This is a genomic window from Mucilaginibacter sp. NFR10, from assembly GCF_900100445.1.
In the GTDB taxonomy this organism is placed as follows: Bacteria; Bacteroidota; Bacteroidia; order Sphingobacteriales; family Sphingobacteriaceae; genus Mucilaginibacter; species Mucilaginibacter rubeus.
Window position 1 is genome coordinate 987,513 of sequence record NZ_FMTV01000001.1, and the last position, 15,040, is coordinate 1,002,552.

Below are 15,040 nucleotides of genomic sequence, written 5' to 3' on the forward strand. Positions count from 1 at the left end.
TTAGAATGGATATATAAAATCTACGATATGAATAAATTATTGCTTACAATAAAAACGGTATTAAGCACATGCGCTGTTATGGGTATAATAGGTAGTGCATATGCCCAACAGCCTGCAAAAACAGAGGTGTTGGCCGGTATGACCCTGGCCAATAATTATTTTATGCAGAAATGGCCCGATCCGGGAGCATCTGTTACCGTAAAAAATGTAACCCGTACCAGTAATTTGTGGACGAGGGCTGTTTATTACGAAGGGCTGATGGCGATGTATAAAATCGATCCTCAAAAAAAATACTATGATTATGCGGTTGATTGGGGCGAAAAACATCAGTGGAGCCCCCGCGGGGCTGTTGATACCCGTAATGCCGATAATCAATGCTGCGGGCAAACCTATATTGATCTTTACCTGATAGATAAAAAGCCCGAACGGATTGAAAAAATAAAGCAAAGCATCGACCAGATGGTAAACAGCGAAAAAAAGGACGACTGGAACTGGATAGATGCGCTGCAAATGGCTATGCCGGTATATGCCAGGCTTGGCGCGGTGTATAACGACAATAAGTATTATGAAAAGATGTTCGACATCTACAATTACTCTAAAACCGTTCACGGTGGCAAAGGATTGTATAACACTGCCGATCACCTTTGGTGGCGTGATAAAGACTTTGTACCACCATACAAAGAACCTAACGGAGCGGATTGCTACTGGTCGCGTGGGAATGGTTGGGTAGTGGCTGCCATGCTGCGCGTGTTAGAAGTTATGCCTAAAAACGCACCTCACCGCAAGGAGTATTTATCGGTATATAAAGAAATGATTGAGGCTTTGGTTCCCTTGCAACGTGCTGATGGCTACTGGAACGTAAGCCTGAAAGATTCGACCAATTTTGGCGGGAAGGAACTATCGGGCACGGCTTTATTTACTTACGGCATGGCCTGGGGGATCAATCATGGCATCTTGAAAAAGAAAACCTATTTGCCAATAGTTTTTAAAGCATGGAATGCCATGGTCAAAGAGTGCCTGCATCCGGATGGTATGCTTGGCTTTGTACAGGGAACAGGTAAAGAGCCAAAAGACGGACAGCCGGTAGGGTACAATAATGTGCCCGATTTTGAAGATTATGGTTTGGGATGTTTCCTGCTGGCCGGCAGCGAAGTTTATAAATTGAGCAAGTAATGAAAACGATACTCTTGTTTTTAGCTTTTGTTTTAATCGGGGTGGCTGCCTTTGCGCAAACGGGTATTGGCAGCAATAAATCCGGATATAAAAAGGATGGCAATACCTTGTTGTTCAATAATGCCAACGGCGATGTTAAAATTGAGTTATGCTCCGCATCCATGTTTCGGGTAAGGGCCAGCTGGAGCCGCAAATTTGCGCCGGATGAGCATTTAATGCAGGAAAACTACACATGGCCCGCTGTTGATTATAAAATAACTGATGCTAAATCGGCATACATAATCCAAACATCGGCCTTGATTATTACGGTACTTAAATCACCGTTTATAATCAATGTGGCTGATAGTAAGGGCGTGATGTTGTCATCGGAGTATGTGCCTGATAGTAAAAAAAATGGCGGTTTGCATCACATCGGCGATACCGTGATGTGTACCAAAGACTTGTTACCCGATGAGCATTTCTTTGGCTTTGGTGAGCGTATGGATTTTACCGACCAGCGTAACAAACTGGTAAAGCTCAATGTAGGTAGGGGCAAAAGCAAAAACAACTTGCTTGGTGCCTATAACATCAACGAGGCCAATTATTGCCCTGTGCCATTTTTTATGAGCACCAAGGGATATGGCATATATCTGCACAATTCATCGGCTACCGAATGGGATATGGGTAGCAAAACTGATGATGAATACAGCTTTAAAGCAAATGATGGCGAACTGGATTATTACTTTATTTACGGTCCAACGTTCCCGGTAATTTTAAACAGTTATTTAAGCATTACAGGTAAATCGCCTTTGTTGCCGAGGTTTGCATTCGGTTTGCATATGGGCACTTATAGCGGCGGCACCTGGGGCCATGAGGAACTTACTTCGGATAGGTATGTAATAGAACTGGCCCGTAAAATGCGCGAGATGGGTATCCCGGTTGATATCCTTTTCCTTGATTCAACCTGGCGCCTGTTTGGTAAAAAGGGGGGTAAGGGAGCTACAACCTTTGAATGGCGCGAAACATTTAAAGATCCCAAGGCCATGTTTGATAGCCTGTATGCCATGAATTTTAAAATGGTGGGGCTGCATATTCGCCCGAGGTTTGATAATGCCAACAACCTGAATCTGCTTGACCAGGCACGGGCCAAAGGTTTTACGTACCCGGAAAATGGTAAGCCCGGCGAGTTTGTAAATTTTTTTGATCAGCAGGCTGCAAACTGGTGGTGGGATAATGGCGTTATGAAAGTTGCCTCCATTGGTGCTAAATTCCTGAAAACGGATGAAGGCAGTGCCTTTGGTTCATTAGCCAATGAAAGTGAAAAAGTCGGCCCTACTGGTAGAGAAGTGGCACAACTTCATAATGTATTCCCTATTGCATATGCTAAAGCACCATATTTGAAATTTCAGCAATACAATGGCATTCGTGGTTTAAACCAAACGCGCGAAGGTTATTCCGGCATCCAGCGTTACCCGTTCATTTTTGCAGGCGACTGGCCAAGCGAATGGCAATACTTTGCGCCGGTTATAAAAGCCGGATTAAATATTGGCATGTCGGGCGTTGGATATTGGGCACATTGCATGGGCGGTTTTGAACATGCGGCCGATCCTGAGTTGTACATGCGTTGGGTACAGTTTGGCATGTTCAGCCCGGTGGCTATGGTTTTTGGCATGGACCATCCGGGTTATAAAGAGCCCTGGAACTATGGGGCCGAAGCTTTAGCCAACTTTAAAAAATACGACGATCTCCGTTACAGGCTGATCCCCTATATCTACAGTAACGCATATACACAATATCAAACCGGTATGCCACTCATGCGTGCTTTGGTGCTGGAATACCAGGACGATCCCAATACCTATAATGTAGCCGATCAATACCTGTTTGGTGATAATTTGATGGTTTGCCCGGTAACTGTAAAGGGCGCGCAAACACGTACTGTTTACTTACCAAAGGGGATTTGGTTTGATTATTGGACGGGCATAAAATATACCGGAAAGCAATATATCCATATCCTGACCCCTCCAGATCATCTACCCATTTTTGTAAAAGCAGGAAGTATTATCCCAATGCAGCCGGCCATGAAATACATGGATGAAAAACTGGTAGATATAATTACGCTGGACGTGTTTTTAGGCCAGGCATCTGAGTTTAAGCTTTATGAAGATGATGGCATCAGTTTAAAATATCAGCAGGGAGATAAGGCAATCACCCAAATTGCTGTAGCCAATACTGCCGGTGGCGGGCAACTACAAATTAAAAAGCCCGTAGGTAACTTTGCCCCGGCGCTGCATACTTATTTGACAAAAATACATTGGGCCTATGATAGCGCTCCATCTTCAATAATAGAAAATAATGAAACATTGAAAGCGGCTGATAATGTTGACGCATTAGACAAAACAGCTGGCTGGTATTATGATAAAATCAATCATTTGCTTTGGATAAAAACATCCCATAGTAACAGGGATGATATTACCCTTAATTTTAAATAGATTGCGATAATCGTCTCCTATGAAAAAGTTCCTTCAAACCATCTTTCTTTTTGCAGTAGCAAGCAATCCAATATTTGCCCAGGATAAGCAACCAGCTAAGCGTCCAAACATCATTATTATCCTGGCTGATGATATGGGTTACTCGGATATCGGCTGTTTCGGCTCTGAAACCCAAACGCCCAATCTTGATGCGATGGCCAAAGGCGGTTTGCGCATGACACAATTTTACAATGCGTCGCGCTGTTGTCCAACCCGGGCATCGTTACTCACCGGCCTTTATCAGCATCAGGCAGGAGTGGGCGATATGGTAAACCATCGCGATGTGCCGGCTTATCAGGGGTATCTCAACCAGAACTGCGTAACAATAGCCGAGGCACTTCAACAAAGCGGATATAATACATTGATGGCTGGTAAATGGCATGTGGGGACAGACCCTTCGCACTGGCCAGTTAAACGCGGATTTGATCATTACTTTGGTTTGATAGATGGCGCAAGCAGTTATTTTAATCCAACAATGCCTTATCGCCCTAATCAAAAACTTACCATCGCTTTAGATGATAAGGAATACACACCAGGGCCAAACTGGTATTCAACCAATGCTTATGCCGATTATGCCCTTAAATTTATTGAGGGGAATAACGGCACGGGCAAGCCATTCTTTTTGTACATGGCTTTTACCAGTCCGCACTGGCCAATTCAGGCACTGCCCCAAGATATTGCTAAATACAAAGGCAAATACCTGAAAGGTTGGGATAAGCTCAGGCAGGAGCGGCTCGAACGTCAAAAGCAATTAGGGATCATCGCTAAGGATGAAAAACTTTCGCCAAAGGATAAGAGCGTACCGGAATGGGATAGTCTCACCCCGGAAGAAAAAGAGCAGTTTGATACCAAAATGGCTGTATATGCTGCGATGGTCGACCGGATGGATCAGAACATAGGCCGGATCAGGAAAAAACTTCAGGAGCTTGGGGAGGATAAAAATACATTGATCATGTTCTTGTCAGATAATGGCGCCAGTAATGAAACTATCTCGGGGCCGGGTTTTACCCCCGAGGTACTGGCTGCAAACAGTAAGCCTGCAAGTGACTCAACATCTTTTACATCATACGGGTCATTGGGGGCTAATGTAAGCGACACACCTTTCCGCTTATTTAAACACTGGGAATATGAAGGGGGGACAGCTACCCCTTTTATAGCTTATTTTCCCGATGTGATTAAGCCGGGTTCTATAGTCAATAAGCCTGCTCATATTATTGATCTGATGGTAACCTGCCTTGATCTGGCCGGTGCAACTTATCCTAAAGTTTATCATGGCAATAACATTACACCCACGGAGGGGATAAGCCTGGTGCCGGTATTTAAAGGCCAGAAGTGGCAGGGGCATAACGGATTGTTTTTTGAACATGAAGGTAACCGTGCTGTAAGGCAGGGCGACTGGAAACTGGTATCGCAACGCCCCGAAAATAAATGGGAACTCTATAATATCAGCACCGACCGTTCCGAATTAAATGACCTGAGTGCACGATATCCTCAAAAAGTAGCCGAGCTTGAAGCAATGTATAAGGCATGGGCCACCAGGGCAGGAGTGGTGGAGTTTGATAAATTAGCAAAAGCGAAAGGCGAATAATTAATAGTATTAATCATTTGCTTATGGGGCAACAACATAGTAGCTATAAATTAGCCTTTAAGCTTTGTGCATTCCGCTTCCAGCTTTTACCAATGCTAATGTTTCAGATCAATTCCACATAGTACCGTTAAGGCCCAATATAAGGGCCATCCACAAGCCGATGAAATAACCCACAAAACTCAACACAAGGAACAATCGCCCGAACCAACCGTCAAGGCGGCGAAGCGGCTCTGTTAAATCGTAGCAGGCGCCAATCAACGCACCTAAAAAAGGAGTTAACAGGAGGGGTTTCACCCGCCAGTACTCATTCCAGGCAGGGTTACCCTTACCGGCACTGATCACAAAAAAGCTGATCATCAATAAACCGATACCTGCGCCTGTTAACATACGCTTTCCCAAAGCGTCGGTAAAAAAAGGTCTTGTTGTAAATTGTCTCGTTTCTGTCATGGCTTATATTGATACTTAAAAGTACTTTGTTATTCAAAGTTAAATTATAAACTTTATTTATGCAAGCCTTATTTTTCTGCATTTGAATAATCTTTTGTGAATCGACCCGCTTACCGAAATTGAATTGAGGCGCCGGTTCTGGCGTTAATACACTCGTGGAATGGGGATGGAGTTGGACAGGTCGTAGACTTACAAATTATCGGGTGATTCAGCCCGGGGAAGCGAAAAATAAAAAGTTGATCCCTTATCCAATTCACTTTCAGCCCAGATTTCGCCGCCATGTCGTTTAATAATTTCGGCACTGAGATAAAGACCGATCCCGAAACCGGAAATATGGCGTGTATGATTGGTTTCAACGCGGTAATACCGGTCGAAAATATAGCCGAGATCCTCGGGCTTTATGCCCATGCCTTCATCTTTTACACTCACTATTACCATCATATTGCCATTGAGTTTACAACCGATATCGATCTGCCGGCCTTTAGGCGAGTATTTTACGGCATTACTGATGAGGTTGGAAATAACGGAAATGATCTTATCCCGATCGGCATTAACCGTGAGGTTGCTACATTCTTTAAGGCTGAAGATATGGCTCGTTACCGTTAGCCGGGTTTCCTCCAGTATTTCCTGCAGTAATTGCCCCAGATCGAACGGCTGTTTCTCAATTAATAATTTACCGGCTTCGAGGCGCGAAATATTAAGGAAACTGTTGATCATAGCAGCCATCCGCCTGGCTTGCTGATTTGCCTTTTCCATCGCATCTGAAAGGAATTGATCTTCACTCTGCGCCAATTTCTTTTGCGCAACCTGTATAATGGCAGCTAATGACGTCAGCGGCGTTTTCAGTTCATGGCTCACCATGCCGATAAAGTCATTTTTGCGTTGTTCCTCCTGCTTTTTATCTGTGATATCGCGTGCGATCTTGGATAAGCCGATTATTTTCCCCTGCTTATCCATAATGGGAGAGATGGTTAGCGAAACATCCAGTAACCGCCCATCTTTGGTTTGTCTCTTGGTTTCAAAGTGATCAACCCGTTCGCCTGTAATTAAACTGGAAAGAATGTGCGGTTCCTCGTTTTGCCGGTCTTCGGGAATGATCTTGTAAATTGTTTGACCTATCATTTCCTCTGCTGTGTAGCCAAACATTCGTTCGGCCGCGGCATTCCAACTGGTGACCACACTTCCCAGCGTTTTGCTTACAATGGCGTCATCCGAAGTTTCGACGATCGCGGCAAGCTTTGCGCTTTTTTCTTCGGCCTGTTTGATCTCGGTAATATCCAAGGTTATGATAAGCCCGGATTCTACAATGCTGTCGTCATTTTTAAGCGGCACAAAATGGATAAGATAAAATTCTCCCGTTTCTGCCTTTCGCTCTATAGAAAACTTTTCGCCGGACAAAACCCTCTCATATAAATGCCTGGAAGCTTCGTAGCGTTCGGGCGAAATCTCTGACGGATGCTTGCCTTCATAATCGCGCCGGTCATAACCCATCCTTTCCATAATGTCGCCTTCAATGGCCATATACCGGTGGTTCCGGTCAACAACAAGGATCAGCGAACCTGGAATGTTCAGAGCAATGGAGCGGAAAAGTTTTTCACTCCGCCGGAGGTTTTCCTGGGCTTCCAGCAACTCCTCGTTGGTTGTGGCCAATTCTTCGTTGGCAGCTGCCAGCTCTTCGTTGGCCGCAGCATACTCTTCATTGGTAGCGGCCAGTTCTTCGTTGATGGCTGCCAGTTCCTCGTCAAGCGCCTCTTTGGTGTTTTCTAATATCCATATGGCTATGCGGGTAACCTCGCCCTTGTTGTTCTTTACGGGCTTATAAACAAAGGTAACGGGTACAATCTCTTTCTTCCCATTAAGCATTTGTATCATCGTTCCTTTATCATCCTGGTGCTGCCTGCCTTCTACTGCTATTTTCAGTGCCGACTCATCACCGGGTTTTGCAAGGGTAAAGATTTCCCGGTAAGATTTCCCTGCCAGGTCTTCAGCCTGTTTATTGATCAGCTTTAACAAATGAATATTAGCTGTTTCAATGGTCATACTTTCCGCATGAAGTATACAAATGCCCACAGGTGCGTGGAGCATGATCGAATATAAATCTTCCTCGCCGGCTATCTGCATATAAGTAATAAGTAATTTCTTATGGATAAATATAAGTTAAATACAAATTAAGGAGATTAAAAATATTTAATTTACAGGTTATAAAAATTGACAGGCAATTGGTATTGAACGTGGGGGAGCTTTACCGACAGCGCTTATTTTTTAGGCAGCTGGCCGCTCGGCGGCACGTTGCCTTTCGATGTGGTATCTCCGCTTAAGGAATCCTGTAGGTGTTGTTTCCTTGCACTGTTTATGGTGCTTGTGTCGGAGATGGATGGCCCGCCGCCCCTGTTTACACTGCTGCTATCGGTAGAGCCACCTATTTTTCTATTTCGATCGGCAGGATTACAGCCGGTGCTGACGTAGAGCAACAGAGCGACCGCAATAATTAGATTTGTTGTTTTCATGGTGATGCTATTATAACGTTTAAAAAAAGGTGATTGTCTTTTACTGCTAAACAAGCCTGTCTGCCCGGAGGAAGATAACTGATGCCGCTCTTGGGTTTACTTTTATCAGATGTCACCTTATCCGTTTACTACTTCGCCGCCGTTAACATGGATTACCTGGCCTGTAATAAAGGAAGAGTCGTCTGAAGCCAGGAAAACATAGGCGGGTCCAAGCTCAGAAGGCTGTCCGGCACGTTTCATAGCCGTTTCACTGCCAAACTTTTTGATCTTTTCTTCGTCGAAGGTGGATACAATAAGCGGTGTCCAGACGGGTCCGGGCGCTACGGCGTTAACGCGGATCCCTTTTTCTGTCAGGTTGGTAGCCAGTGATCGCGTAAACGTGGTGATAGCGCCTTTGGTTGATGAGTAATCAATAAGCGAAGGCGAAGAGCGATAGGCCGTTACCGAGGTGGTATTGATAATGCAATCGCCTGCATGCATATGATCTAATGCAGCTTCTGCAAAATAAAAATAGGCAAATATATTGGTGCGGAAGGTAACATCCAGTTGCCCGGGGTCAATCGCCCTGACGTCTTTTTGCGGAAACTGCATACCTGCATTATTCACCAGGATATTCAGCTTGCCAAATTCTTTTATAGTTTGTTGTACCGCGTGTTTGCAAAAGGCGGGGTCTTTTACGTCCCCTTTAATGAGCAGACATTGCTGGCCTGTTAATTCAACCAGGTCCTTTGTGATTTCGGCATCTTCGTCCTCATCCAGGTAAACGACGGCCACATTAGCGCCCTCCTGCGCAAAATGCACACTTACCGCTCGGCCAATCCCACTGTCGCCTCCGGTAATCAGGGCTATTTTTCCCTGCAATTTGCCGGCAGCTTTATAGTTGTCTTTAATGTATTCCGGAGCCGGATGCATCTTTGCTTCAATGCCTGGCTGCCTGTCCTGTTTTTGCGGTGTTTGTTCTTTGGTTATCATAAATTCTTTAAAAAAAGTGTTGTTGTTGAGTTGACTAAATTAGGCCGGGACGCCGACTCTTATTGGAAGCTGTTTAATTAAATAATGATTTTTTTTTCTTAAATGTTTATAATATTTAAAAAATTGGAGAATTTTGTGTAGGCACGGGAGTGCAGATCTAATAAACTTTCTTTAAAAACCGATCGATGTAAAGCTCTCGAAAAGGGGGGAAGCCAGCTGTATTAAAATGCTTGAGCAACTGTTTAGTAAAAGCCGTCATCAATAAGATGACGGCCGGTAGTATTTTTTTTAAAGTATTTCAGGCCCTGTTATTATTATCAGGATAAGTACTCCATTGCGCCACGCCTTCGGGCTCAGAGTCCTTTACTTCGGTGCTTTTTTCCTGGCTCATTTGCTTATTCAGCTTTTCGGCCTGTTTAAGTTCCCTCGCCTTATCGTCTTCCAGTTGGGTGAGGCCCTGTGTTTCCCTGACGTGCTTTACCGGGTCAGCTATGTAAATGAATTCTTTTTCCAAATCGGGCATTTCGCCTTCGTTCCACGGGCCGTGAACATCGGCACCATTAGACATATTGAAATACTGCTGGGTAAAGCGTGGATCTGCTGCCAGTACCCCTGGTGGAAAGTTTGGCTGGATATCGTTTAAAGCCGCTTCGAACATCTTGTAATGCGCCACTTCACGGGTCATCAGGAAAGACAGTGTTTCGTGAATGTAAGGATCATTGGTGAATTTCATCAGGTGTTCATAAACCAGTTTGGCGCGTGACTCTGAGGCAAGGTTACTGCGAAGATCGACGGTCAGGTCGCCATTTGAATGGATATAACTTGCACACCATGGTATGCCCTGGCTGTTGCGGGGCGTAACACCGCCGCCTGTAATAACGCCAAACTGTGGATTGGCGAATACTGCCTGGTGAATAATATCTTCTTTGGCAGCTTTACCATTCAAAACCTGCATGATCTCGGAACTGTCGGCAGCGTTTTTAAGCTCGCCATTAACTCCCTTGAGGAGCATTTGAATAGTGGCGCCCACAATTTCAAGGTGACTGAATTCCTCTGTGGCGATATCCATCAGCATATCATATTTGTCGGGGTATGGCACCTTGGCACCAAAGGCCTGGGTGAAGTATTGCATGGCTGCGGCCAGTTCGCCATTCTCTCCGCCAAACTGTTCCAGTAATAAATTGGCAAACTGTGGGTCGGGGCGCGATACGCGCGCGTTAAATTGTAGTTCTTTTACATGGTGAAACATAACATTTGATTTTGGTAGATAGTGTTATGATACAACCATGGGTAGCGTTTTATGTTTTATAATTTAATAAATTTATTTAATATGAAAATAAAAATGATCTATTTTACCAATCATTAATATGACTACTGTTTCAATAAACTACAAAATTTGAGCATCGACTGCGGGGTAATGCTCCAGTTAGGGGCTTTAATATCACCCCAGGCTTTGGGGTTGTCGTATAAATTAAAGTAGCAAACGCCAAAAATATGAGGGTTGGCATTTATTGTTTTAGCGGCATCGGCGAGCCATTTGTCCTGGAAGCTTTCTGATCCCTTTACACCGAATTCGGTTATGAACAAAGGTTTATCAAGAAACCTCATCCGAAAATATTTTCGGTTAAATATGGTGCTGAAGGCTTCCTGCTTATCCTGATCGGTAATGTTTTTATCCGGCAAACCGTAAATGGCTATACTGATATAATCTACCACATCGCTTCCGGGCCAAAAATCCGCCGAGCCCCGGTCGCCGGCAGGTCCCCAAACCTTTCTGACATTTTTGCCCGGCCCTCCGTCAAACTGCATAAAATATCTGAAGGCATTGATGTAGTTAACCGGATCCTGACTTTGCCACTTGTACCGGTGGATCGGGATCTCCATTTCATGCATCCATCTGAGATAAACGATATCCTGTGTGGCAGAAATTATATTAAATAGTTTTTTGATCTGCTTGTTATAACGGCCGTTTAAAATACTTTCCGTGACAGCAGTATCCGGTATTCCGCTGGTGTCACGCCATGGTTCCATGGTTACAATAACGTCATGGTGACGGCTAATGACCTCCGAGAATTTTTTCTCAAAATCGCCTCTTTCAACTTCGCCCCAATCTGTAAAAAGATGTTCTACACTAATTCTTGGTTGATTGAGCAGCTTTTTATTTGGGTCAAATACCCCAATCTTGAGCGATGTCCTTACCGGCTTTTTAGCGGCACTATCCGCGTAGTTGTCGGCACTGTATACGGTATTCCGGTATTTTATATAATAGTCTTTTTGTTCGTTTAGCCAACTGTATTTAAAAGGTGTTTTTCCGGTTTTATTGTCTATGATCAATACAGGTTTGTCTATAAACCTTAAGCGATGGAGCTTATGTTTTAACATATCAGAAACCGTACTATCTTTTGGATAAAAGTTAGTGCTATCTTCGGATTTGCTTCCAAGTGTTATACTTACATAATCAACAGTCTTATTTCCGGGCCAGTATTCGGTATCGCCGGGATAACCTGAGGGCCCCCAGATGATTTGTGCCTTTGGGGCAATCAGTTTAATTTGTTTTGAAAAATAATTAAATGATGTAATATAGTCTTTAGGCGATTTATATTGCCAGGGAAATACACTGGCCGGTACTTCCATGTCAGGGTTCCAGCGGATAAAAACCTGATGGTGACTTTTTGCCGCCAAAACAGCCAGTTCATGGATCTGCTTATCAAAACCGCCGTTAAGCACTTCAGTTAAAACGTTGTTTTGATAATTTACGCCTTTAAGCCAGGTTTCCACGGTAATTAATACATCATTGTTAGCCAAAGCTGTTTCAACATTGCCCCGGCTTGACCTTATAGCTGTATTTTTAAACACCGCCGTATAACAAATAATGGGTTTTGCCGGTAAGGTATCACTTAAATTCCTGCGGTTAAATATGCCAACCACCTGTTCGTTGCTGCGGTAGTAGTCATTTGTAAAATAATCACTGCGAAAAAGTTTAATTCCCCAAAAGGATATAACGAAGATTATACCTAAACTGATCGTTAAATAAATCTTTACGGACTTTTTTTTCATTGACGATTAATTTTGAAGAGGGGTATTTAATGTTGCGTAGTCAACAGTTACATTATTGCCATCGGTTGCAACAAGGTACAGCCTGTATCTGTCGTCATTTTTTGGAATCGTAATGTATACGTCCGGACTGCTTCCTACCTTTTTCATGCCGGTAGCGTTACCCAAATTGTCTGTTTTGACAAGATACCATTCAAAGTTCAATCCGGTTTTTAAATAGGCGGCGATGTTCCAATGGCCGTAGGAAAATACCAGGGCGTTATAGCGCAGGGATGCTCCGGGAGTAGTTGTTAATGCAGGTTTTAGTATTTTAATATCAGGCAAATTATAGACAGGTATATTGCCATTCCAGTTCCTGCTTATTTTATAAAGGTAACGTTTATTCCGGCCCCATACATCTTTTAAACCGTCAAACGTGACAGCAGTGCCGCTTTGTTGATCCTGCCAGTTAGCGTAAAAAATTCCGCCGGAATGCTGTACACCTTCGAGTGCGCCGGGATCAGTGCAACTGAAAAAATAAGGCGTTTTAAAATCACGGCTAACATATTTCAATGACAGTTTATTATCAACAATTACTCCGAAAGCATCAATTGCCGGTATTTGCCCCTTTAATATTTGCATAGCAGGGTTGAGTGTGGGGGAGGATAAAAGGTCAATGGTTAATGGCCTTGTTGGGTCTTCATGTTTAATTTCATTTACCAAACGTTTTAACAAATTGATATAATGCTGTTGGGCCTGGTACAATTGTGGCCCATGATAAAATTGAGATAGCTGTTGGTAAGTACTATTGCCTAAGTTCCAGGCACTGATGTTAGGGTTTGATTTATTTTTATTTATGGTGTTAAGGATGATATTGAATTGCTCGTGCAGGTAGGCGGTATCATTAATGAAGCTTGATGGGGCAGGCACCCAGAAGCTATAATTAATTTTTAAGCCCTTTTGTGCCGCTGCTTCAAAAATTGAGTGGTCGTAAATATTAGGTCCATATATTTTTATGGTATTTATCCCCGCTTTTCGAATGTCTTCAAAATCATTAACTATCATTTTTTTGGTGAGTGGAGCTATGTTCTTGTACCAGTAATTTCCCTTAGAGTAGATTACGCCTTTTACTGAAGAAAAAAATGAAGGGTTTACTGATAAACGTTTTTGACCGGTGACCGGATCTTGTTCAATAATATTTTTCGAAGTATCTGAAAACTTTCTCGAAGTGCTATTGTAAAGTCGCGATTGCCTGATCAATTTCGATAACCCGGTGGTGTCTGATGAAGAGATGAACTCTGCAAAAGACTTTTTGCTATTATCATTCTTTGCATCGAAACCATGCGCAACATTAAAGTTTGCATCTTCATCCGATTCCTGAGAAGCATATATGCAGATGCCAACCACTAATATGCTAAGTATCAGGCTAACTTTCCTTACACCGAAATATATCTTTCTTCTTAACAGCCAAAAAAATATTTTAACATGCTGTATTTTTGAAACAACCGTAAATAATGTCGCATGTTTATCCAGGTAGGCCTGAAACTTGAGTTCTGAACTTGCGATAAGCATAAATATCATGAACATACAGTTCAGACCAACGATGCCGGACATGAAAAGTGTATAGGGGTTCCAGTCGTTGTAAAGACCGTAAATAATGGCTGCAATGGATACAACCAACACTACAATATTAGGTAAGTTGTTTTTTAAATTTTTTTCATCTTTAATATCCTTGGGGGTTGCTATGTAGGGAACGTTCTTCCTGATAATAGTATAGACAAAACCTAATATGAAAACCCACCATGTACCTATGAGCAGTAATCCCCCCACTACATGAAACCCCCGCTCATTATCCTCCATTACCCATTGCTGAACAAAATGCCTGATCAGGACAACTGAAGTTATAAAAGGAACACTGATAACTAAAAATTCAGAAAAGTCCATCCTTAACGGGAAAGCATCTGTGAACAGGGATATGACCGGAATTGAAAAATTAATAAGAAATACAAAACCAGATAAGTAAAACAGAGGTAAAAGACCGTAATGAAGTTTCTGCCGCCAGTTGAATTTTCTAAAAAGTTTAACGTAGGAAGTCACAAGAAGCTCAAAAACACCCCGCGACCATTTCAATTGTTGCTTATAATAAGCTGACAAAGTAGCCGGAACCAGGCCCCGGGTCAACACAGCGGGTACATAAACGGATTTCCAATTGCGTGCATGGAGCTGCATTGCCGTATGCATATCTTCAGCCAGCCCGGCAGCATGTCCACCAATGGATTCCAGGGCCGTTCGCCTGAAAGTACAATTGGCGCCTATAGCCTGCACAGTGCCATAACTGTTCATGCACATCATCATCGGGCCGTAAAACTGATAGGTTTGTTGTGCCGCGCCTTTAGCTATCCATCCAATGTCATGATTGTAATAGGCCTGCACAATTTGCACATAACCAATTTCCGGGTTATCAAAATGAGCTATTATCGGATCCAGAAATTCGGGTACGGGTATATGGTCAGGATCAAGAATTACACATAGTTCGCCTGATGACTGGGCTAACGCGTTATTAATATTGCCGGCTTTGGCGTTGATCTTTTTAGTTCTTGTTATGTGATGAACACCCAGTTCTTTACAAACTGATTTCAGGTAAGGATCATCGGCCTCGTCACATAAAAAGGTTTCATGAGGATAGCGTATAGCCTGAATTGCAGTAAGTGTTTCAACAATCATTTCATATGGTTCACCTGCGCAAAACGTGGTAAATATGTCTACCGTATATTGTTTCGTTATGGGTAAAGCAGGCGGAACGCTTATTGACC

General features: G+C 43.3%; 10 protein-coding genes. 3 read left to right on the plus strand and 7 right to left on the minus strand.

Annotated features, from left to right (window positions below):
- The first annotated feature begins 27 nt into the window (after positions 1–27).
- From BLP33_RS04155 to BLP33_RS04165, 3 genes are read left to right on the plus strand one after another with little or no spacing between them, the layout of a single operon-like run.
- A complete protein-coding gene (locus BLP33_RS04155) occupies positions 28–1,173 on the plus strand; it encodes a glycoside hydrolase family 88/105 protein (RefSeq protein WP_090525149.1) in 1,146 nt (381 codons plus the stop codon).
- Positions 1,173–3,641: a glycoside hydrolase family 31 protein gene (locus tag BLP33_RS04160; RefSeq protein ID WP_090525151.1), complete on the plus strand. Its 2,469-nt coding sequence runs from the start codon at positions 1,173–1,175 to the stop codon at positions 3,639–3,641. Before BLP33_RS04155 ends, BLP33_RS04160 begins: the two co-directional genes overlap by 1 nt.
- Before the next feature lie 19 nt (positions 3,642–3,660).
- Positions 3,661–5,268: an arylsulfatase gene (locus BLP33_RS04165; protein WP_090525153.1), complete on the plus strand. Its 1,608-nt coding sequence runs from the start codon at positions 3,661–3,663 to the stop codon at positions 5,266–5,268.
- 108 nt (positions 5,269–5,376) lie between these two features.
- Here BLP33_RS04165 and BLP33_RS04170 read toward each other — a convergent pair whose 3' ends face one another.
- From BLP33_RS04170 to BLP33_RS04200, 7 genes are all read right to left on the minus strand, one after another.
- Positions 5,377–5,715 (minus strand): hypothetical protein, encoded by a 339-nt coding sequence (locus tag BLP33_RS04170; RefSeq protein WP_090525155.1) that lies wholly within the window; start codon positions 5,713–5,715, stop codon positions 5,377–5,379.
- Positions 5,716–5,904: 189 nt separating this feature from the next.
- Complete coding sequence (locus tag BLP33_RS04175) at positions 5,905–7,836, minus strand: PAS domain-containing sensor histidine kinase (RefSeq protein ID WP_090525157.1); 1,932 nt, start codon at positions 7,834–7,836, stop codon at positions 5,905–5,907.
- A gap of 134 nt (positions 7,837–7,970) precedes the next feature.
- Positions 7,971–8,222: a hypothetical protein gene (locus BLP33_RS04180; RefSeq protein WP_090525159.1), complete on the minus strand. Its 252-nt coding sequence runs from the start codon at positions 8,220–8,222 to the stop codon at positions 7,971–7,973.
- A gap of 117 nt (positions 8,223–8,339) precedes the next feature.
- Positions 8,340–9,194: an SDR family oxidoreductase gene (locus tag BLP33_RS04185; RefSeq protein ID WP_090525160.1), complete on the minus strand. Its 855-nt coding sequence runs from the start codon at positions 9,192–9,194 to the stop codon at positions 8,340–8,342.
- 298 nt (positions 9,195–9,492) lie between these two features.
- Positions 9,493–10,443 carry a manganese catalase family protein gene (locus tag BLP33_RS04190; protein WP_090525162.1) on the minus strand — a complete coding sequence of 317 codons (951 nt, stop codon included), beginning with the start codon at positions 10,441–10,443 and terminating at the stop codon, positions 9,493–9,495.
- Between the two features lie 122 nt (positions 10,444–10,565).
- Complete coding sequence (locus tag BLP33_RS04195) at positions 10,566–12,251, minus strand: glycoside hydrolase family 26 protein (RefSeq protein WP_090525165.1); 1,686 nt, start codon at positions 12,249–12,251, stop codon at positions 10,566–10,568.
- Between the two features lie 6 nt (positions 12,252–12,257).
- The gene (locus tag BLP33_RS04200; protein ID WP_217633102.1) at positions 12,258–14,951 is read right to left on the minus strand and encodes a glycosyltransferase family 2 protein; all 2,694 of its coding nucleotides are present in this window, start codon (positions 14,949–14,951) and stop codon (positions 12,258–12,260) included.
- Positions 14,952–15,040 lie beyond the last annotated feature (89 nt).

Coding starts and splice junctions, on each gene's coding strand:
- BLP33_RS04170 (WP_090525155.1), bottom strand. CDS start 5,715: ATGACAGAAACGAGACAATTTACAACAAGACCTTTTTTTACCGACGCT.
- BLP33_RS04165 (WP_090525153.1), top strand. CDS start 3,661: ATGAAAAAGTTCCTTCAAACCATCTTTCTTTTTGCAGTAGCAAGCAAT.
- BLP33_RS04155 (WP_090525149.1), top strand. CDS start 28: ATGAATAAATTATTGCTTACAATAAAAACGGTATTAAGCACATGCGCT.
- BLP33_RS04160 (WP_090525151.1), top strand. CDS start 1,173: ATGAAAACGATACTCTTGTTTTTAGCTTTTGTTTTAATCGGGGTGGCT.
- BLP33_RS04200 (WP_217633102.1), bottom strand. CDS start 14,951: ATGATTGTTGAAACACTTACTGCAATTCAGGCTATACGCTATCCTCAT.
- BLP33_RS04180 (WP_090525159.1), bottom strand. CDS start 8,222: ATGAAAACAACAAATCTAATTATTGCGGTCGCTCTGTTGCTCTACGTC.
- BLP33_RS04185 (WP_090525160.1), bottom strand. CDS start 9,194: ATGATAACCAAAGAACAAACACCGCAAAAACAGGACAGGCAGCCAGGC.
- BLP33_RS04195 (WP_090525165.1), bottom strand. CDS start 12,251: ATGAAAAAAAAGTCCGTAAAGATTTATTTAACGATCAGTTTAGGTATA.
- BLP33_RS04190 (WP_090525162.1), bottom strand. CDS start 10,443: ATGTTTCACCATGTAAAAGAACTACAATTTAACGCGCGCGTATCGCGC.
- BLP33_RS04175 (WP_090525157.1), bottom strand. CDS start 7,836: ATGCAGATAGCCGGCGAGGAAGATTTATATTCGATCATGCTCCACGCA.